The following is a 19847-nucleotide window of genomic DNA, read 5'->3' as shown; positions in this document are numbered from 1 at the left end:
TCACTTAGTTCCATTTAGTTTTATCTTAAACTCAAAAAAGTGCGTTAAGGCAATTTTATCAATTGCTATTTGCATGCCTATCACACTTATATTTATAGTTAAGAAATTATATGTCAATTCATTTTTGTATCATTAATGAAAAGAAAAGGTGTAGTAGGCGTCTAGCGATGCTTCTGTACCCGACCGGGCAATTACACTGATACGTCGCGTCAATTGCCAGCTTAACTTAACCGCACCACTGGCATCTGACAAGCCTCTTTCCACTGATAATACCAAACCTGGCAGCAAACGCTTGCCAACACTCACTACCTGGTCTCCGGATGAAGATCCTACCGAGGTAGATCCTGCCACTGTCTGCGCTGGTAGTTTAGAGCCGCCACCGACATCGGCAGTGCCAATAGAAAATTCATCAAACCCTATACCCTGGACGATCTCACGCGGTACATTGCGACTCCCATCGCCACCAAAAATTGTACTGGCAGCCGACATCAGTAGACTCGCGTCACTGCCACCCAGTTGATTTGATCCGCGTCCCAGAACTAACCAAGACAATTTTTCCGCATCGGGTACCACCGGCTCGGACACCAGTCGTACTTGAGGCGAGGAAACGGTACCAACCACTTCAACACCAGCCTCGACTTCAAGACCGGTTCTTAAGGCGCGTATATTTAAACCAGGATTACTAGGAGAGCCTTGAAAATTCAAAATCCCTCGCTCTATATCCAATTGTTGACCGTATCCCTCGTAGACTCCGCCTACTGTTCGTATCGACCCTGTCGCTTGTAGTGGCGAGCCATCGCTACTGCGCAAGCGTATGCTGCCCGCCAGGCCAGTATCTAAGCCACTACCGGTGAACACAAAGCGTTCCCCCATATCAAAGTTAACATCTACCCGCGTCTTGATGGCTTTTTTCTCTTCACCAGCGCTATCCGCTTGCGCTTTGCTTGCGGCACCACGTTTGACGATGACGTCACTGGAGAGGCTAGGTGGCGGCGATTTAGGCAACTTAAAGTAGGCGCCATCGGTAGTGATATTGCCGACCAAAGCCCAGATATCGCTAGTTTGCTTAATACTGGTCTCACCACTGACGACCAGCCAACGATCTTTACGCTGCAAGACTGGAAATTTCTGAAATTTTGCTTCTATACTACCGCTTTGCTTGCTCCAGTCTATCTCCCCTGCTGCATTAAATTCGCCTTTTTGCCCTAGCCACTTGGCGTCACGAAACTTCGCATGCTGCGGCATAGTAGTAATTTTATTAGTAAACTGTAGTTGCTTAAGCTTTAGTTGCTTTTCATCCAACTGCGCACTGAGTATGCCATTTGGTAACAGCAGCCCCTCCGATGCGAAGGCGACTTCCAGATCGCGGCCATCTATCTGCGCCTGATATTTTGGCGCTGAAAGTATACCCGCCAAACTTGCATCCACCAGCAATTTACCTTTGAGCGCTAAGCCGGGGTTTAGCCAAGGCCCCAGCCATTGCAGATCAGGCACGTCAGCATTGAGCCTACCTTCAAGAGCAGCATTGCTTGCCAGTACCCATCGTTCATCTTTCTTGCTCACTTGAGAATTTGCATTCAAATGCCAATTTCCCAGGAGTTTTCCAGAACCATCTAATTTCAAGGAAAGGCGTTCAGCATCGGTACCCGCTATCAAGCCCCCCAGCGCCAGGCTAAGTTGCAGCTCTTTCATTTCCAGAGCTAAAGGCTTACCAGTCCCATCAACATCTCGGACTCGCACATCGCCACTCTGTCTCTGCAAGTTAAGTTCACCACGTATGTTATCTTTTAGTTGCAGATCCCAACTGACCCCAACTTGCAAATCCCCATCGACGGCCGACTGCGGCTTAACTAAGTTGACCAGCTCCAATACTTTAAGATGATCAATTTTTCCGCGGGTTTTCATCTGGCCTGGTGTCCATTCAAATTTTTCCAGCGCCAGGCTTCCTAAGGCACCGTCAAATTGCGCAGATCCCAGCTTAAGTAATTGCGCGCCGGCCTCGATACTCATCGGTGTAGCCAACTTTAGATCTGGATGTCCGCTAATACTTAAGCGTTCCAATTGGCCCGCCCATATTGGCGGTTTACTCTGGTCCATCTTCACGCCACCGCTTGCATTTAACTGCAACTGACGTGCGGCATTAAAACGCAAATTTCCATCGATCTGATGTAGCTCGCGCCTTCCCTTAATCGTCACTGAGGCTTGTTCCGCCAACAACGGCAATTTAACTGTTTTTTTATGCTCAGCGGATTTCACCGCATTAGCCACACTCTGCTCTAGTTGGGCATTATCCGAGTTAGTTTTAGTTCGAATTTCTTGCACCTGCAACTGCGCGTTAATGCCACCCTGCAGGGCGTTTTCCAGATCGATATCCGCACTCAATTTTGCCAGGTGTAGCTGCTTTTCTATTCCCAAGCCCTGCGCCGCGATATGCAACTTAGCCGATGGATCGGATATTTTCCCGTGTAATTGCAGCTCCGCTTGCGCACTTCCAGTCAGGTTGATGTCTAGCAGGCTAGACAAGGCCGGCAAATCGGGTGCATCGAGTTTCAGTTGCAGACCGTCTTTCCCGCTACCCCATATGCCCTGTCCGCTGATGCTATTTTTACCCCAGTGCAAATCCATTTTTGATATTTCTAAGGCCGCACTTTCCAATAAATTTAACTGCAGCACGCCGGACAAAGGCTGGCCTGCATAACTCCCCTGCAAACGTGGCAACTGCACTTGCAAGGACAGCTTAGTTTGCAACTGTCCGATTACTGAAAGATCTGCATCAATATTTCCAGTTGGGCCAGCGATCCAGCGTGCCGGATCAAAGCGTCGCAATTCACCTTGGAAATTAAATTTTTGCTTATTTGAAAAACTAAATTCGCCCTGCCCTCGCATTTGTGCACTACCTGAAAGAAGCTCAAATTTCTCCAACTTCAGCACATCTGCGGCGTCGTTTAAATGATAACTGGCCTCGGCGTTCAAACTGGCACGCGGCTCAGTTAAGCGGGTTTGCAGCGTCAAAATTGTGTCGCCCTGATTTGTGTCGCCCTGATTTGTGTCGCCCTGATTTGTGCTGCGAGTTTGTGCTTGTAGGCTTCCGGATATATTGCTCGCTTGAATATGTTTGTCTATTTGAGCCAAATTAATTCCAGACAGATCAAAGCGCGATTCAATCAAAGGCAAGCCAATTGCGGCTAATTGTATGCGGGCGTTTCCACTCACTTTGCCATTGCCTGGCAATTTTAACTGCGTCCCTTTGAGTTCTATCAAACTTTGATCCCAATGCAGATCAGAGTCGAATGACAGCAAAGGCAAGCCCTGTTGATCTATCCTGGCCGGCTGAGTATTTTCGATAGCGATATGACCGATCAAGGCTAACGGCGGCATCACCACTGCCGGTTTTTTTTCTGCAACGGGTCTTACTTGCTGAGCCGATAAATTTGCACGAACATGCAGAAGTGCCTGTGGCGCTGAACTGGCAAAGTCAGCAGGATTCAAGCCTGCGATATCGGCATGCAAAGAGCGTATAGGCTGACTAGCAAATGGCGCCAGCACAGTCTCGAAACCACCTTGCAAAACAGCGTTTTTGGCTGAAATCGGGTTCTGCGCAGCTTGATCCGCAATGGCCTTGCCCTGCAGAGATAATTCCAGCAGTGAACCCTGCGCACTACCCTGTATGCCTAAATTTGGCATAGCTGGATTGAGTTGCCCGCGATAGCTAAATTCTCCTTTTAGCTTAAAAGGCTTACTCGTCTGTATCACGGTTTGCAATTGCAAAGCCCCCCAGGGAGAGCTTACAGCGCCCGCTATTTTGTGCTGGAACTCAGTCGTGTTCAGACTTGCTGTGATCGCAGTCAATTTCACGATCGCATGCTCATTGCCATCGGGCAGCAGATCAGCGATCAATAGACTACCAATCGCAGCGCTCTTAACATGTAGCGCTATTGGCAGTTGCAAGTTTTCTGGTATTTGCGTAGGGGTTGGATCGGGCGCACTGGCCAATTTAATCGACGATACCTGCAGCGTCTCTAGCTCTAGCTGCCTGTGTAATAAAGCCCAAGGACTCCACTCCAATTTGATGCCGCTCGCTTTGAACTTGCTGGTAGTATCAATATAAGTAAGTTCGTCTATCTGTAACTGTCGCGCCAGACTACCGTTGATACCGGAGATGCTTAAAGCGCCGCCACTGGTATATTGCGCCAACTGCAGTATTTTTTTAGTGCCCGACTCTGTCGCACATAGCCCGATGAACGTAACCATTAATACGCTGATAAACAAGCTCAGCAGCAAAGCGAATCTTATTAAGTAGCTCGGTAAGTTCGACCAAATTTCCTGGCCACTAGCGCGTCCTTTTTTCTCCCGCATCGCGGTCTTCACCTCAACGCTGACCTCGTTCTCTTTTTGGGTTTCGGGAGTGATTTGCGCGCTACTCATACTAATTCACTCAATTAAAATGCGATGGCAATAGAAAAATCTATCGCAAATTTTTTCTTCTTGGCGGCGTACGCAAGATCCAGTGCGATAGGGCCGGCCGGTGTCATATAGCGTGCGCCTACGCCATAAGCTTGCTTGCCACTAAAATCGCGCCAGGTATCTGCTGCATCGCCGACATCCATAAAAACAGCGCTGCCCCAACTAGCATCTATCCAATGCACGTATTCGGCGCTGGCGACCGACATCACGCGACCACCAGTGACGCCCGTTTCGTGTTGTATGCCCAAGCTTTGGTAAGGATAGCCACGCACCGTCGTACTACCGCCGCTACGAAATAAATAATCCTCGGGAATACCATCCGAGCCTTCAGAAAAAACCTGGCCCAACTCAGCACGCAAGATGATGCCATCGCGCGCGCCCACCGGTATCCAACGTTGATATTTTCCGTAGGCACGAATAAAGCGTTGATCAGAAAAAACTGCCTTTTCTGAGACCGCCAAATCGAATAAGGCGATCTGGCCTTTACGCGGCGCAAAATTATTATCCACATCGCGCCAGGTCCACCCTATAGAAGCGACCAGAGCACGATTTTTTTCGGCAAGTTCACCGTCCAACTGGCTGGTTTCGAAAGTTAGATTCAGACCAAGGCGCTGCTCCAATTTATTTTTTGTCGTGGTGCGTTTTATTCCCATTGCCGTACGGGTGGTGTCGAGGCCGTTCAAAGCAGTGTGATCATTCAAGACGCCGAAGGAATCTAATTGATTACCGGCGGTCGGTGGCAAATAAATATCGGCATAGGCAAGCTGTCGCCTTTGCTCAATTCTGAGGGCGCTACGCAAATCCCAGGCGCGGTCAAACAGGTGTCTATCTCTATACGTCAATTCAGATCTAAAACCCGTATTCGTACTATAACCAAGGCCCAGCGCAACATCACGTGCGCGACGCTCAATCACGCTGACATCCAAAGGCACGGCCTCGGGCGTGCTGGAATCTGGGTCGACACTCACCGCCACGGTAGAGAAATACGGCGAGTTTTGCAGCACCCTTTGAAACTCAAGCAAACGCTCCCTTGAATACGGCTCGCCAGCCTTGGGTGGTGAGTAACGGTCCAGCAACCAACTTGGGTAGCGCTGCAATCCCGTGACCGCCATTTCTCCAAGTATGAAAGGGGGGCCGCTAGCAACCGCCACATCCAATACCGCTGTATATTTTTCTGCGTCTATGGTGGCGCTGCTGTCTTCAATTTTTGCGCCTGCATAGGATTCATCCCGTAGATTATCCAGTAGCTTGATTTTCGCACGGCCCCATTCGGCATCACGAAAAGCAGTGCCTTGCGGCAGCAACCATTTTTTGATCAAACTATCACGGCGTGCGACTTCTTTAGCTAACCCGGCATTCACCGCATCAGCCAAAGCTCCGCTAAACTGAATATTAAAAGACCGCACCGTAGTGCGTTGCCCTGCATCGATATTGACCAAAATCAGCTTGGCATTGTCACGTTCTTTTTCGAATTTGACGACAACAGAAAAATATCCCTCGGTTGCAAGAATCGACGAAATTGCATTGCGTATTCTTTTTAAGACGCCCGGTGTCAAAGTAAGGGCATCGGCAGATTTGGATAGTTCAGGGATGTGCTCGACCAATAGACCTTGCCACTCATCATCGGCTTGCCCTATTCGAAAACGTGTCAGCTTGGAGTTCGCACTGAGAATTTGGTCTTGTTCCAGGTCTGGATCAGCCTCGTCTGCAGTTGGCGTTAAGCTCGCAGTTTCATCTGCTTTTTCTGCATTGAAGATGGGGGGTACGTTGTCCGCGCTGCTACTTTCTGGCGGCGCGGCTGCCAGCGTGAATGGCATAGACCAAACCTGGCTGCTTGGCACAAGCAACAACAAAGCAGCTGTATAAGCGAAAACACGCAAATATGTCACTTGGTCGCCAACCCTACCCTATTGATGCCCAACTTTTTGGCTTCAGAAATAACTTGTATCACTTCATCATATTTTATTTCATTATCGGCAGATACCAGCACCGACAACTCCGGCTTAGCTTCATGATATTCGCGTAATTTTTGCATCAATTGTTTGCGATTGGCAGCTGTCTCTTTGGACTCTTGCTTGCCGTTACCATTACTACTACCGCGGGTGTTGAGGCTAATGGTGGCGGAAGCATCAGGGCTAAGCGAGATTTCTATGTAATCGGAAGGAGGTTGGGTAGACTGTCCTGCGGTCGGTAAATTGATTACGCTAGGGTTGGTCATCGGTGCCGCCACCATAAAAATTACCAGCAGTACCAACATCACGTCGATGTAGGGCACCACATTGATCTCGGCTTTGAATTTACGTTTACGTTCGCCACGCAGAGTACTCATGCAATCTCATTCACTTTCATTTTGCGTCGACTGTTAACGTGATTGTCTTTGTAAAATATTTGAAAACTCTTCAATAAAAGTTTCAAAATGAATCGCCAATCTATCAATTTCATGGGTGTAACGGTTATACGCCAATACCGCCGGGATCGCCGCAAACAGGCCGATCGCAGTAGCGATTAAAGCTTCGGCGATCCCAGGAGCGACCGCTGCCAAGGTCGCTTGCTGAACATTCGCTAAACCGCGAAACGCATTCATGATGCCCCACACAGTACCAAACAAACCGACATATGGCGAGACAGAACCTACCGAGGCAAGGAAAGACAAATGGGTCTCGAGGGTATCCATTTCACGCTGGTAAGCAGCGCGCATGGCACGGCGTGCGCCATCTAACATGGCACCGGGATCCATTGTGGTTTTGGTGATCGCCTTGACCTTGTGGTATTCGTTCATGCCAGCCTCAAAAATACGCTCTAGCGCACCAGTCTTAGCCTGATTATTTCTATGATTGGAGGACACCACCTGATATAACTCGACCAAACTACCGCCCGACCAAAAATTGCGTTCAAACTCTTCCGTTTGGGCGCGTGCTTTTTTCACCGCAAACATTTTGCTGAAAATATAGGTCCAACTGGTGAGAGAAACCCCTAACAGCAAGAGCATCACTAACTGCACCAGCAAGGAAGCATTGGTGATGAGGGTAATAAAGGAAAGATCTTGAGTAACGGTCATGGCGGGATTTTCTTTTTTACTGAAATAACGAATAAATAAATCAAAAATACGGCAAAAAATTTGCCCTGTATTATAGGGAAATCATTGCCAAAACTGGTTCAGGTATGGCGCTAGGGCGCAAGCTCAGCGCATCGACACAGCCAACCTTGATCTTGCCGCTGCACAGCAAACGATCGCCGCACCAAGCCTCTTGAATGAACTGCACCGAGGCACGTCCTAAACGCTCAACGATCACCGCGATCCTGATTTCATCGTCGAGTCTGGCAGGTGCATGATACTCGACTGCCGTCGATTTGACGACAAACATAGCCTGATGCTGCGCCAGCATCTGCTGTTGATTGACACCGGCCGCGCGCAGCCATTCGGTACGGGCCCGTTCAAAAAATTTCAGGTAATTGGCATAGAAGACGATGCCTCCGGCATCGGTATCTTCGTAATACACCCGCAGCATCCAGTTAAACTCTTCAGGCATCATCATTTATCTACATTAAGGGGGAGTATCATCGATTTTCGAGCTAAGGCCAGCATAGATACTGCGCAGTTAAAATATACTCTACTCCAGTATTAACAATAATCAGGGAACATTCCGGCGTACATTCAGCGGTCCGAAACCCTGACAGGTTGGCATCATCTCTATGTAATTAATATTCACATGCGGCGGTAAAGTCGCGATCCAATAGGCGGTCTCGGCAATATCGACGGCAGTCAGGGGAACGGTACCTTCGTAGACTTTAGCTGCGGCCGCATCGTTGCCACGAAAACGCACATTGGAAAACTCGGTGCCACCACACAAGCCAGGCGCGATATTGGTGGTGCGGACCCCGGTGCCAGCCATGTCGGCACGTAAATTTTTAGTAAATTGCTCGACGAATGCCTTGGTCGCGCCATACACATTGCCGCCCGGATAAGCAGTAGACCCGGCGATCGAGCCTATGTTAATGATCATGCCGCTATTGCGTGCCACCATTTCAGGCAAAATCGCGCGCGTCACCATCACCAGACCTTTGGCATTGGTGTCTATCATGGTTTCCCACTCGTCCAGCGAGGCCTGATGCGCCAACTCGGTACCCAAGGCCAAACCGGCATTATTGATCAAGACGTCAATCTGCTTCCAGTTGGCGGGCAAACCGGCCAGCGCCTTGCTAATCGATGCCTTATCGCAGACATCCATGGTCACTGGCAACAAATTCGCGCCCAATTCCTGCTGCAGACTGCTCAGACGCTCTGCGCGTCTGGCGCTGGCGATCACCATGTGTCCGTGCTGCACGAACTTGCGCGCCATTTCCTCGCCGAAACCTGAACTTGCTCCTGTAATTAAGACGATCATGGCACACTCCACTAAAATTAATAATCATAGGACTTACGCAAAATCGCCCCAGCGTCGTTGCACTCGCCTTGCCGTACTAGCGTAAGTCTTCGGCGGCACGCCTAGCTGGAACAATTTTTCGCAAGCCCTAAATTAATGTAAAAAAAACAAATAAATCGTATTTTAAGATATTTCAAAAATGAGCTGGGATTTTGCGATACTCGCTCTAACTATTCCCGTGCCGTCTGAAATACGCGATCAAACCAGCGGTAGAGGCATCCAGATTCTCGTCATAAGCTTGATCGCCATTAATCGCTGGCAATAGGCGATTCGCCAATTGTTTGCCCAACTCCACGCCCCATTGATCGAAGGAATTCAAACCCCAGATCACGCCTTGCACAAAGACTTTATGTTCGTACAGCGCCAGCAACATGCCCAACTGAAATGGATCCAGGCTAGGCATCAATATCGTGGTCGAAGGCTGATTGCCGGCAAATACTTTATGCGGCAGTAATTTGGCGATACTCGCCTCGTCCAAGCCGGCCGCACTCAGCTCAGTGCGCGCTTGCTGTTCGGTTTTTCCAAAAGCCAGAGCACCACTTTGTGCCAGACAATTTGCCAGCAAGGGGGCTTGATGTCCGGGCAAAGGATAATCGCTGGAAGCGGTCACCACAAAGTCGCAAGGTATCAGCCAACCGCCTTGATGCAGCAACTGAAAAAACGCATGTTGGCCGTTCACACCGATCTCACCCCAAACGATAGGGTTAGCACGACAACTCAAGGGCTCACCATCCCGATTGACGGTCTTGCCGTTCGACTCCATCTCTAGCTGTTGCAAGAAGGCGGGGAAATGCCGCATCGATTCGTTATACGGCAAGACTGCACTGGTTTCCGCGCCTAGAAAATTAGTATTCCAGACCGAGATCAGCGCCAACAACACTGGCATGTTTTTCTCTAAGGGCGCCGAGCAAAAATGCTTATCCATGGTTTCAGCGCCTTCCAGCAGACGCTCAAAACGGCTCATGCCTATCGCCAGTGCCACCGACAAACCTACCGCAGACCACAATGAATAACGACCGCCGACCCAATCCCAGATTTGCAGAATATTTTGATCAGGAATGCCGAACTCGTGCGCCTTATCTGGACTGGAAGTGACCGCAATAAAATGTTTGGCAACCGCCCACTCTTCCATCGCAGCAGCCATCAGCCAGGTGCGCGCAGTATGTGCGTTGATGCTAGTTTCTTGTGTCGTGAAGGTCTTTGAGGCGACGATAAACAAGGTGGTGCGTGGATCAAGTTTTTCTAATAAGGGTGCTAAGTGCGCACTATCAAGATTCGATACATAGTAAAAATCGATACCAGGGTGCTCGGTCGCGGCGAGCGCGCGCGTCACCAGTTTAGGCCCAAGATCAGAGCCTCCGATGCCAATGTTGACCACGTTTTGGATCGCGTCACCCTTAAAGCCACGCCATAAACCACTGCGCACCCGCTCGACGATGTCGCGCATCTGCTTGCGCACCGCACGCACCTGCGGCATCACATCATGTTCGGCATTTGGAAATGGCGTAAACGCGGTATGCCGCAAAGCGGTATGCAGTACCGCCCGTTGTTCACTGACATTAATTTTCTCACCGGCAAACATTCTATCGCGCCAACCAGCCACATCGGTACTGCGCGCCAAAGCCAGCAAGTCATCCAAGACCGCCGCATCGATTCTTTGCTTGGAATAATCGACCAGCAAATTATCCAGTTCTAGTGAAAAACGGCTAAAACGCTGAGTATCAGCCGCGAATAAATCGCGCAAATGTTGCTGCTCAAGTCTGGCTTTATGCGCCAGCAGAGTTTGCCATTCTGGAGTGAGTGTCAGATTCATAAAAGCGATAAAAGTTTAGTCAGTAAGCTTAATCAGCGAGTAGATTTGCCAGCGCCACGTACTGTTCAAGTGGGATAGTTTCTGCACGCAACTGAGGGTCAATCCCAACCGAGAGCAACTGTTCTTCGGTAAACATACCGGCGACACAATTGCGCACTACCTTACGTCTTTGCGAGAAGGCCTTGGTCACCACTTGCTCCAATTTACGTACATCGCAGGCTAGACGGGTGGCTTTAGGGATCATGCGTACGATCGCAGACTCCACTCTGGGTGGCGGGTCGAATGCAGTTGGCGGTACCACAAACAAAAGGTCCATGTGATAACGCCATTGCAGCATCACCGATAAGCGGCCGTAGGCTTTACTACCCGGCTCGGCCACCATACGCTCTACCACTTCTTTTTGCAGCATGAAGTGTTGATCCTCAACCAAATCAGTAAATTCGGCCAGATGAAATAATAAGGGGCTGGAAATATTGTAAGGAAGATTGCCGACGATACGCAGTTTTTTCCCGGCCGCGACGGGCAAGGCAGCAAAATCGAATTGCAGAGCATCGCCCTCATGCACGATCAATTTGGCAGGATCAAAACTCTTTTTCAGACGCGCGACTAAGTCCCTATCAAGTTCCACCACATGTAAAGTCGTCAGACCAGCTAGCAGTAAGCGTGTCATGGCTGCCAAACCTGGGCCTATCTCGACCATGCTTTGATCTGGCTGAGGATTGATGGCCGCGATGATGTTATTGAGTACCAATTGATCAGTTAAAAAATTCTGACCGAAGCGCTTACGTGCGATGTGTTTCATGGATAATTTTCTTGTTGTTTTTTATAGGACTAGCCTAAATCTAGACTTGCCGATGCACCATCTGTGCAGCCATTCTGAGCGCCACGAGCATGCTACCGGCATCAGCATGACCGACCCCGCGCTTACTCAGATCAAGCGCGGTACCATGATCGACCGAAGTACGTATCAATGGCAAACCCAAAGTGATATTGACACCGAGTCCAAAACTGGCGTACTTCAAAACCGGTAGACCTTGATCGTGGTACATCGCCAGCACACAGTCGGCATCTTGCAGATATTTTTGTTGGAACAGCGTGTCGGCAGGATAAGGGCCTAGCACGTTCAAGCCCAAGCCTTGCGCTGCCGCGATCACTGGACTGATGACATCAATTTCTTCGCGTCCCAGATAGCCATTTTCACCGGCATGCGGATTCAAGCCGGCTACCAAAATACGCGGCTGAGCAATGCCAAATTTAGTCTGCAAATCATAGTTGATGATTTTCAGAGTATTGAGTAATTGCTCAAACTCGATTGCTGCAGCAACTTGTTTCAAGGGTAGATGCGTAGTCGCCAAAGCCACTCTCAGAGGCTGCGGCACACTAGCAGATGCCTCACAGGCCAGCATCATGACGACTTGCCCGGTGCCGGTTTTCTCAGCGAAATATTCGGTATGCCCAGTGAACGCGATGCCAGCATCATTGATGGTGCTTTTTTGCAGCGGCGCGGTGACGATAGCCTGACACCATTTTTGCTGCACACTTTCGATGGCGACGTCGAGCGTCTGCAATACCGCACGGCCATTGCGTGGATCGAGCTGCCCGGCGATAACATGGGCGTCGAGCGGGCAATCGAGCACGGTGATTTGATCCTTGCCGCAGCCAGGCAAGCCGTTGTAGTGTAGCGCCTGTTGCGAGACCCCCATCAAACGTATTGAGGGATCGATTTCATGAGCTAGCATGGCTAAATAGGCCGCATCGCCCAACAGTACCGGTCTCAGCTCATGCCGCAATTGCCAAGCCGCGCGCAGCGATATCTCTGGTCCTATACCGGCAGGTTCCCCTACCGTGATAGCGATCACCGGGCGCTGTTGTGACATTATTTATCGTCCAGACGAAATTCAACATAGGCGCGGTCGCGCAATTGGCGCAACCAGTCTTGCAGAGCTTCGTCGGCTTTGCGTTCGCGCACCGCCTGACGCGCCGCCAGTCGTTTTCTATCCTTGGACACGTCGTCGGTCTTGCGCTCTAGTACTTGTATCAAATGTACGCCGTAAGGTGACTCGACCGGCTCACTGATCTCGTTAAGCGCCAGCTTATTCATGGCTTGCTCGAACTCCGGCGCGGTATCGCCAGGGAAGACCCAACCTACATCACCGCCTTTAGACGCCGACAAATCATTGGAAAAAGTTTTCGCCAAGTCTTCAAAATTGGCAGCCTTATTATCCAGGCGTTGCTTAAGCTCTACCAATTTACGCTTGGCCTCGGCCGAACTGACCACCTGGGTCACTTTAATCAAAATATGGCGGACATGAGATTGCTGAGGAGCGTCCACCGCTGTAGCAGCGCCAGCCGCACGTTTTCCGAGTAGTTTAACCAGATGAAATCCATTTGCGCTACGCACAATTTCAGAAACGCCGCCGACCTTGGTTTTATTGATGGCATCGATAAACAATTGCGGCAAGCGATCTTGTTCGCGCCAGCCTACATCGCCCCCTTTTAAGGCCTCAGGTCCATCGGAATACGTCGCTGCGAGTTTTGCAAAATCTTCACCAGCTTGAATTTTTTTCAAAACTTCTTCAGCGCGCGCGCGTTTTTGTGCGATCACTTCGGGCGAAGCATTTTCAGGGAGTCGGACTAAAATTTGCGCTAGATTTAACTCTTGTTGACCACCTACGGTTTTTTCTTCGGCCGCGAGGAAGTTATCGACTTCTAATTCAGAAATTTGGATTTTGCTATCGACTTCACGCTCACGTATGCGCTGCATCAGGATATCTTCACGAATTTCCTCACGGAAACGAGCAAAGGGTGTGCCCTCACGCTCGACCTGATTTCTAAATTCCTGGATAGACATCTTGTTTTGTTCTGCCAGGCGCTGCATAGAGCGATCCAGCATCACATCGTCGACCCGAATTCCGTTTTCTTTGGCCAATTGCAACTGAGTACGATCGACGATCATGCGCTCCAGCAATTGTTTCTGTAAGTCGATACGATTTGGCAAAGCCGTACCTTGAGCGGCCAGACGTTTCTCTACCGAGCGTAGACGCTCATTGAGCTCTTGACGCGTAATCACTTCATCATTCACCACCACCACGATGCTATTGACCACTTCCGCTTTGGCATTTTTACTCGTAGCTGGCGTCGCCGTCACTAAGGGCTTAAACAAAGGCGCTTCGGTGGCGTTCGTTTTAAACTGAGCCCAAGCCGAATTCGATGCCAGCAAAGATACAGAGACCGCCAAATAAATAATTCTTTGATTCATGGGCAAGATGTGTCGCATAGTGATCCAAATTTCATGTTAAAAACGAAGGAGTGCTTGAAGCGCCACCCCTCCCATCACCAGAGTCTGGTGAAAGCTGCAATATACACGCTAATTAATCGGTTGATAACCCGATATGCCCTTTCTCAGGGCGTCCATCGTATTCGACCCCAACTTGGCCAAACCGTTCAGTTCTAACTGTATCGAAATCCCGGTGGTACTGGTGGAGGTGGCGGTCACGAATCTTTGTGCCAAGACCCGAAATGACCAACAATCCTGTTTGTACTCAAAGCCGGCCAAACCTTCGATCAATTTATTTGTTTGCAAAGAAAAATTACTCCGCCCCACCATATACCAGCGATCCGCCACCGGCCATTGCATAGAGATATCAATCTGCTTAACCTGATTATCCGGTGTCACTTTGTCGCGCTGAAACCGGTACTCGGCATTGATGACTTTTTTCGGGCCAGGGTTCCAGCGCACCCCAAAGTTAGAACGTACTGACTCTTGATCGGTTTGACTGATCTGCAAATTGATATCAGCGCTCAAGGTTTTCGAAAATTTACCGCTTGCCGACAATAACAAATCCGAGCGACTCTGGTTCTCACCAGCGCCTAGTGTCACTTTTTGTTGATTGAAATAGAGTCTTTGCCCTATCGCCATCTTAAAACGCTCTTCCCCATCACTCTCAATAAAACGCGAGACCAAGGCAGTAGTGATCTGATTGGCATCGCCAATTCTGTCTTGCCCCGTGAAGCGGTTTTCGGTGAACATCTGAGCGAAATTAAAATCTGCCGGGCCGCTGTCAAAGTTCGGGAACAGGCTTTGATCGCGATACGGGGTATTCACATAAAACAGCCTAGGCTCCAGAGTTTGCGTCATCAGCGAGCCGAACCAGTTGGCCTGACGCTCAAAAATCAATCCGCTATCGACCGACACCGTAGGCACCGCTATTTGAAAGTGATCGCCCAAGCCTGGCCCTGGATTCGACAAGCTATAACTAGCCGCATGCAAGGATAGCTTAGGTATAACAAAAAATCCTGACTGTATAAAAGGCAGCGACACTTGCGGATTAAGCACCAGTCGCTCGCCTTGCACCATAGTCGGATGACCAAAGCTGGTGAATATCGTATCAACCGCCCAATCAAAACCTTTCACATCAAATTGCCCGCCATGTAGCGTCAGTTGTGGCAAGCGATCATAGGGTGGCGTGATCGGTGCCGCTAACTCTTGCAAAACCTGGTACTTAGAAGTCAGAAGGTTCACATTCCAAAAAGTTTCGGCGTACATGAAAGTCAGATCACGCGGCAGCACGCGCACCGCAGTTTTATTAATGCTGGAAGCGAAATCGGCCGGATAGGCATCATCCGAAGCATAGTTAACATTCCAAGCCATCGTCAGCTTAGGCATCAAAGTCTGGGTATGTATAGAGTTCAGGGCATAGCGATTGGTGCCGGTTTCTTTGTCGCTAGGCAAAAACTCAAAATTTGATTCACCGGCATAGCCCACGCCTAAATACCGGCCATCCAAGCCCACTTGCAAACCGCGTTTTTGTATGTACTTAGGAAACACCGTCAAATCGCGATTCGGCGCGATGTTGAAATAATACGGCAGGCCCACTTCCATACCGCCATTCGAGGTACTCCCCAAACTCGGTGGCAAGACCCCGGAGTGACGCGCATCTGACAATGGAAAACTCATCGCCATAAAAGAAGGCACTGCCAGAATAGGTACCCGTTTGAAATAGACCATCGAGGTACCAGCGATACCGGTATCGAGACCTGTATCTAGATTTAAGGTATCAGCCTTCAGATACCAATCCGGATTCAAACCTTCGCAGGTACTGTAAGTGCCATGGAAAATCGTGGAGCGCTCTTCATCCTGAAAATCGATGCGATCGCCGCCGCCCTGTCCATTATTGCGCAGCAATTTATAGGTAGGATTGAGCACCGAACCGGCATTGGTATCGAGCCGCATCTTCATGGTGTCGCCGTTATAGCAATCACCATTGCGCGTAACCCGCACATCGCCGCGGGCATCGACTTCATCTTCCAGATTACGGTAGGTGGCGTGATTGGCAATGATGGTGGTATTGCCCTTCACCACCTCCACTTTTTCATCGAAATTAACAAACCTGTCCGGACGTCCGGAAATTTGTTCGGCCTGAATAAAGGTCGTGGCGTTTTTGTCGTCGGTCTTAGGCTTACCGGCGATTGCAACACTTTGCACCTGAGCTTGCGCCAAGAGTGGCCAGTACAGTGCCGCCAACATGGCAGGCAAGACGGCTAAGCGCCAAGCCGGACGCCTAGCATCCACGGCATTTGCCGGAAATGTAGAAAACAAGGGCTGCGGGTGAGATAATACGGTTTTCCGGCGCATGTAATGAGTAGGCTAGGGCGTTAAGGCGAATATTTTCTGTTTATGCAAAGTGCGGGCAGCCATCATTTGTGATGAAGCTTAAAATCAAGCGCACATTATAGGGGGAAATAGCCTAAGCCCGTCGTTTTTACCCATAAACCGTCCCGCCCGCTCCATAAAATGGTTTTTTCTAAGAATTTTCGCTATGTCAATTAATCCAGATCACCCCCTCACACCTACAGCAAGTAGCAATTCTGCCGATACCAATGCGATTGAGCAAGATAGTCTGCGCATGGCAGCGATTCATGCCTGGCTCGCGCAAATAAGTAACCCTACCCTGCTCGCCGCCAGCTTGCGTCCGGCCTCGACCGATGCCAGCTTTCGCCGCTATTTCCGCATCGATGCCGCCGATGGCAAGACTTACATCGTCATGGATGCGCCACAACCGGCCGAGGATGTCAGACCCTTCATCCAGATCGCCGAACTGTTTTCGCAGATCAATCTGACGGTACCACAAGTACTGGCACAGGATACAGTGCAAGGTTTCTTGCTGTTGAGCGACTTGGGCACGACTACCTATTTCGATGCCTTCCAGGCGCAGCCAGAACAAGCCCATGCTTTGTATATGGATGCGATTGCCTCGCTGGTGCAAATGCAAAGCCATAGCCAGCCCGAGGTGTTGCCAGAATACGACCGCGCCTTTTTCTTGCGCGAGCTGATGATCTTCCCGGAATGGTATTTAGGGGTACACAGAGGGGCCACTCTCACCGAAGAGCAAAGCACCAGCCTGCACAAGGTGTTTGAGGCGCTGCTGGCGAATATTATGGCGCAGCCGCAAGTCTACGTGCACCGCGATTACCATTCGCGCAATCTGATGGTGATGGATCAGGGCAATCCCGGCATCCTCGATTTCCAAGGCGCGCTGTACGGCCCCATCACTTACGATCTGGTGTCGCTGCTGCGCGATGCCTACGTCTACTGGGATGAAGACAAGGTACTCGATTGGGCGATCCGTTATTGGGAACAGGCACGTCGTGCCGGCCTACCGATCAGCCCTGAATTTGACAGCTTCTATCGCGATTTCGAATTCATGGGCCTGCAACGCCATCTGAAAATCCTCGGTATTTTTGCCCGTCTGGCACATCGTGATGGCAAAGAACACTACCTGCAAGACATCCCACTGGTGATGTCGTATGTGCGCAAGACGGCGCAACGCTATAACATCCTGATTCCTTTATTACGTCTGCTCGATGTCATAGAAGACACCGCACCGGTGGTTGGTTTCACCTTTTAATTCTTCAGCTAGCTAGGCAATATGGGGGGAGTATCAGTAAAAACACTCCATATCGCACAATATAATAGCGGGCATATTTTAATACCCCACCCAGTATAAAAGAGATCTATGAAAGCCATGTTACTTGCCGCCGGTCGCGGCGAACGGATGCGACCGCTAACCGATACCTGCCCTAAGCCTCTACTCAAGGTACGCGGCCGACCTTTGATCGTCTGGCACATACTCAATCTGGTGAAAGCCGGCATCACTGAAATCATCATCAATCACGCTCATCTCGGTCACATGATAGAGGAGCTGCTAGGCGACGGTAGCCAGTTCGGCGCGCAGCTACGCTATTCGGCCGAAGCCCTTGCCTTAGAGACCGCCGGCGGCATTGCCCAGGCTTTACCTCTGCTGGGTGATCAGCCTTTCATCGTAGTCTCTTCCGACATTTACATTCCGCATTTCAATTTCAGCGAATGCCTGAACACACTCGAAGACAATGATATGTGGGGCAATCCGCATCCACTGGATAAGCGCGACGTCGCCTGGCTGTACATGGTAAAAAATCCCTCGTTTCATCCTGAAGGCGATTTTGCGCTGAACCTAATGGGCTTATCGAATCAAGGTAAAGAAGGCGAACCGCGCCTTACTTTCGGCAATATCGGCGTCTACCGGCCCGAGATGTTTGCCGGCATCAAGGCAGGTGAGCACGCCAAATTAGCACCGATACTGCGCGACTACGCTGATCGCGGCCAACTCGGCGGGGAGTTGTATAGCGGTGTCTGGCACAACGTCGGCACCCCCGAGCAATTGGCCGCGCTGAATGCGCCACTCAATGGGCCTTTAAATAAAGCAACGACGCAAGGAAAACCGACATGAGCGAAAGCATGAACGCGTATTTCCAGCGTCGCCAACAATTGCTGGCGCAGATGCAAGCGCACGGTGGCGGCATCGCCATTGTGCCAACCGCACAAGAAATGACACGCAATAGCGACAACACGTTTCCGTTTCGCCACGACAGTTATTTTTACTATTTATCCGGCTTCACCGAACCGGAAGCCCTGATCGTCCTAATCGCCAATGGCAGTGAACAACGCAGCATTTTATTTTGCCGCGAAAAAGATCTGGAGCGCGAAATCTGGGATGGTTTCCGTTACGGCCCGGCAGCAGCCCAGGCTCAGTTCGGCTTTGATGCTGCCTACCCCATCGAAGCCCTCGCCAGCGAAATGCCAACACTGCTGGCCGATAGCAAGACGCTGTTTCACAGCAGCGGCACCGATGCGCAACTCGACACCCAACTACAGCATTGGATGGAAGCGGTACGCGCCAAAGCGCGCAGCGGTGTCACTGTACCAGGCAAAACCCTGGATCTGCGCCAGCTACTCGATGAAATGCGCCTATTCAAAGATGCCAGCGAAATCGCGCTGATGCAAAGCGCCGCCAACATCTCCGGCGCAGCCCATGCACGCGCCATGCGCAGCGCCCGGCCTGAGATGCATGAATACGAATTAGAGGCAGAACTGCTACATGAATTTCGCCGTCAGGGTTCGCAAGCGCCAGCCTATGGTTCCATCGTTGCCGCCGGTGCCAATGCCTGCATCTTGCATTATCAAAGCAATGCCGCCCGCATCAAGGACGGCGACTTAATCCTGATCGACGCCGGCTGCGAATTTGACAGCTACGCCTCCGACATCACGCGTACCTTCCCCGCCAACGGCAAATTTAGCCCAGCCCAAAAAACTCTGTACGAGTTAGTGCTGACGGCTCAAGCGGCAGCGCTGGCTTGCGCCCGCCCCGGTGCCGGCTATATGGAAGGCCACCACGCGGCAGTACGGGTACTGACACAGGGCATGTTAGAGACAGGCTTACTCGACAAAAACCAGGTCGGCAGTTTGGACGATGCGATCGCCAGCATGGCCTACCGCCAGTTTTACATGCACGGCACCGGCCATTGGATAGGATTGGACGTACACGATGTCGGCGACTATCGCGAGACCCACAAGGTCGGCAATGAACGCCCTTACCGTAAACTGGAAGCGGGCATGGTCTTCACCATAGAACCTGGCATCTATGTGCGTCCAGCCGAAGCTGTGCCAGAACAATACTGGAACCTAGGCATACGCATAGAAGACGATATCCTGATCACACCCGAAGGCCATCTGAATCTAAGCCGCGACACGCCAAAGACCGTGGCCGAGATTGAAGCCCTGATGCAAACAAAGTAAAAATCAAAGCGGAAATTTGGCAGCCAATATG

At 50.5% G+C, this 19847-nt stretch carries 14 protein-coding genes; 3 read left to right on the top strand and 11 right to left on the bottom strand.

Annotation, left to right across the window (positions count from 1 at the left end; translation table 11 throughout):
• Nucleotides 1–132: 132 nt before the first annotated feature.
• The 11 genes from EJN92_RS13730 to EJN92_RS13680 form a co-directional block, all read right to left on the bottom strand.
• Nucleotides 133–4425 carry a translocation/assembly module TamB domain-containing protein gene (locus tag EJN92_RS13730; protein ID WP_126128351.1) on the bottom strand — a complete coding sequence of 1431 codons (4293 nt, stop codon included), beginning with the start codon at nt 4423–4425 and terminating at the stop codon, nt 133–135.
• A 14-nt stretch (nt 4426–4439) separates the two neighbouring features.
• Nucleotides 4440–6281: an autotransporter assembly complex protein TamA gene (locus EJN92_RS13725; protein ID WP_126128350.1), complete on the bottom strand. Its 1842-nt coding sequence runs from the start codon at nt 6279–6281 to the stop codon at nt 4440–4442.
• Nucleotides 6282–6349: 68 nt separating this feature from the next.
• Entirely contained in the window at nt 6350–6793 is a 444-nt protein-coding gene (locus EJN92_RS13720) for an ExbD/TolR family protein (protein ID WP_126128349.1), read from the bottom strand.
• A 33-nt stretch (nt 6794–6826) separates the two neighbouring features.
• Entirely contained in the window at nt 6827–7522 is a 696-nt protein-coding gene (gene tolQ, locus EJN92_RS13715) for a protein TolQ (protein ID WP_126128348.1), read from the bottom strand.
• 70 nt (nt 7523–7592) lie between these two features.
• The gene (gene ybgC, locus EJN92_RS13710; protein WP_126129923.1) at nt 7593–7994 is read right to left on the bottom strand and encodes a tol-pal system-associated acyl-CoA thioesterase; all 402 of its coding nucleotides are present in this window, start codon (nt 7992–7994) and stop codon (nt 7593–7595) included.
• A 102-nt stretch (nt 7995–8096) separates the two neighbouring features.
• Nucleotides 8097–8849, bottom strand: a complete 753-nt coding sequence (locus tag EJN92_RS13705; RefSeq protein WP_126128347.1) for an SDR family oxidoreductase — start codon at nt 8847–8849, stop codon at nt 8097–8099.
• A 205-nt stretch (nt 8850–9054) separates the two neighbouring features.
• On the bottom strand, nt 9055–10701 hold the full coding sequence (pgi, locus tag EJN92_RS13700; protein ID WP_126128346.1) for a glucose-6-phosphate isomerase: 1647 nt from the start codon (nt 10699–10701) through the stop codon (nt 9055–9057).
• 28 nt (nt 10702–10729) lie between these two features.
• A complete protein-coding gene (gene rsmA, locus EJN92_RS13695) occupies nt 10730–11503 on the bottom strand; it encodes a 16S rRNA (adenine(1518)-N(6)/adenine(1519)-N(6))-dimethyltransferase RsmA (protein WP_126128345.1) in 774 nt (257 codons plus the stop codon).
• A gap of 40 nt (nt 11504–11543) precedes the next feature.
• Nucleotides 11544–12578, bottom strand: a complete 1035-nt coding sequence (pdxA, locus tag EJN92_RS13690; RefSeq protein WP_126128344.1) for a 4-hydroxythreonine-4-phosphate dehydrogenase PdxA — start codon at nt 12576–12578, stop codon at nt 11544–11546.
• Complete coding sequence (locus EJN92_RS13685) at nt 12578–13978, bottom strand: peptidylprolyl isomerase (protein ID WP_126128343.1); 1401 nt, start codon at nt 13976–13978, stop codon at nt 12578–12580. The genes pdxA and EJN92_RS13685 overlap by 1 nt, the downstream gene beginning before the upstream one ends.
• 90 nt (nt 13979–14068) lie before the next feature.
• Nucleotides 14069–16300, bottom strand: a complete 2232-nt coding sequence (locus tag EJN92_RS13680) for an LPS-assembly protein LptD (protein ID WP_227869542.1) — start codon at nt 16298–16300, stop codon at nt 14069–14071.
• Between the two features lie 307 nt (nt 16301–16607).
• Here EJN92_RS13680 and EJN92_RS13675 point away from each other — a divergent pair, with 307 nt between their 5' ends.
• The 3 genes from EJN92_RS13675 to EJN92_RS13665 all read left to right on the top strand — a co-directional run bounded on the left by EJN92_RS13675 (nt 16608) and on the right by EJN92_RS13665 (nt 19816).
• On the top strand, nt 16608–17609 hold the full coding sequence (locus EJN92_RS13675) for an aminoglycoside phosphotransferase family protein (RefSeq protein ID WP_126129922.1): 1002 nt from the start codon (nt 16608–16610) through the stop codon (nt 17607–17609).
• Between the two features lie 108 nt (nt 17610–17717).
• Nucleotides 17718–18470, top strand: coding sequence for an N-acetylmuramate alpha-1-phosphate uridylyltransferase MurU (gene murU, locus EJN92_RS13670; protein WP_126128341.1), 753 nt, complete (start codon nt 17718–17720; stop codon nt 18468–18470).
• A complete protein-coding gene (locus tag EJN92_RS13665; RefSeq protein ID WP_126128340.1) occupies nt 18467–19816 on the top strand; it encodes an aminopeptidase P N-terminal domain-containing protein in 1350 nt (449 codons plus the stop codon). Before murU ends, EJN92_RS13665 begins: the two co-directional genes overlap by 4 nt.
• Nucleotides 19817–19847: the final 31 nt, after the last annotated feature.

It is taken from the genome of Undibacterium parvum, assembly GCF_003955735.1.
Lineage (GTDB): Bacteria > Pseudomonadota > Gammaproteobacteria > Burkholderiales > Burkholderiaceae_D > Undibacterium > Undibacterium parvum.
Note: the sequence above shows the minus strand (reverse complement) of the source record. Positions and strands in the feature narration are given on the sequence as shown.

Coding starts and splice junctions, on each gene's coding strand:
- EJN92_RS13730 (WP_126128351.1), bottom strand. CDS start 4,425: ATGAGTAGCGCGCAAATCACTCCCGAAACCCAAAAAGAGAACGAGGTC.
- EJN92_RS13725 (WP_126128350.1), bottom strand. CDS start 6,281: ATGCCATTCACGCTGGCAGCCGCGCCGCCAGAAAGTAGCAGCGCGGAC.
- EJN92_RS13720 (WP_126128349.1), bottom strand. CDS start 6,793: ATGAGTACTCTGCGTGGCGAACGTAAACGTAAATTCAAAGCCGAGATC.
- tolQ (WP_126128348.1), bottom strand. CDS start 7,522: ATGACCGTTACTCAAGATCTTTCCTTTATTACCCTCATCACCAATGCT.
- ybgC (WP_126129923.1), bottom strand. CDS start 7,994: ATGCCTGAAGAGTTTAACTGGATGCTGCGGGTGTATTACGAAGATACC.
- EJN92_RS13705 (WP_126128347.1), bottom strand. CDS start 8,849: ATGATCGTCTTAATTACAGGAGCAAGTTCAGGTTTCGGCGAGGAAATG.
- pgi (WP_126128346.1), bottom strand. CDS start 10,701: ATGAATCTGACACTCACTCCAGAATGGCAAACTCTGCTGGCGCATAAA.
- rsmA (WP_126128345.1), bottom strand. CDS start 11,503: ATGAAACACATCGCACGTAAGCGCTTCGGTCAGAATTTTTTAACTGAT.
- pdxA (WP_126128344.1), bottom strand. CDS start 12,578: ATGTCACAACAGCGCCCGGTGATCGCTATCACGGTAGGGGAACCTGCC.
- EJN92_RS13685 (WP_126128343.1), bottom strand. CDS start 13,978: ATGCGACACATCTTGCCCATGAATCAAAGAATTATTTATTTGGCGGTC.
- EJN92_RS13675 (WP_126129922.1), top strand. CDS start 16,608: ATGGCAGCGATTCATGCCTGGCTCGCGCAAATAAGTAACCCTACCCTG.
- murU (WP_126128341.1), top strand. CDS start 17,718: ATGAAAGCCATGTTACTTGCCGCCGGTCGCGGCGAACGGATGCGACCG.
- EJN92_RS13665 (WP_126128340.1), top strand. CDS start 18,467: ATGAGCGAAAGCATGAACGCGTATTTCCAGCGTCGCCAACAATTGCTG.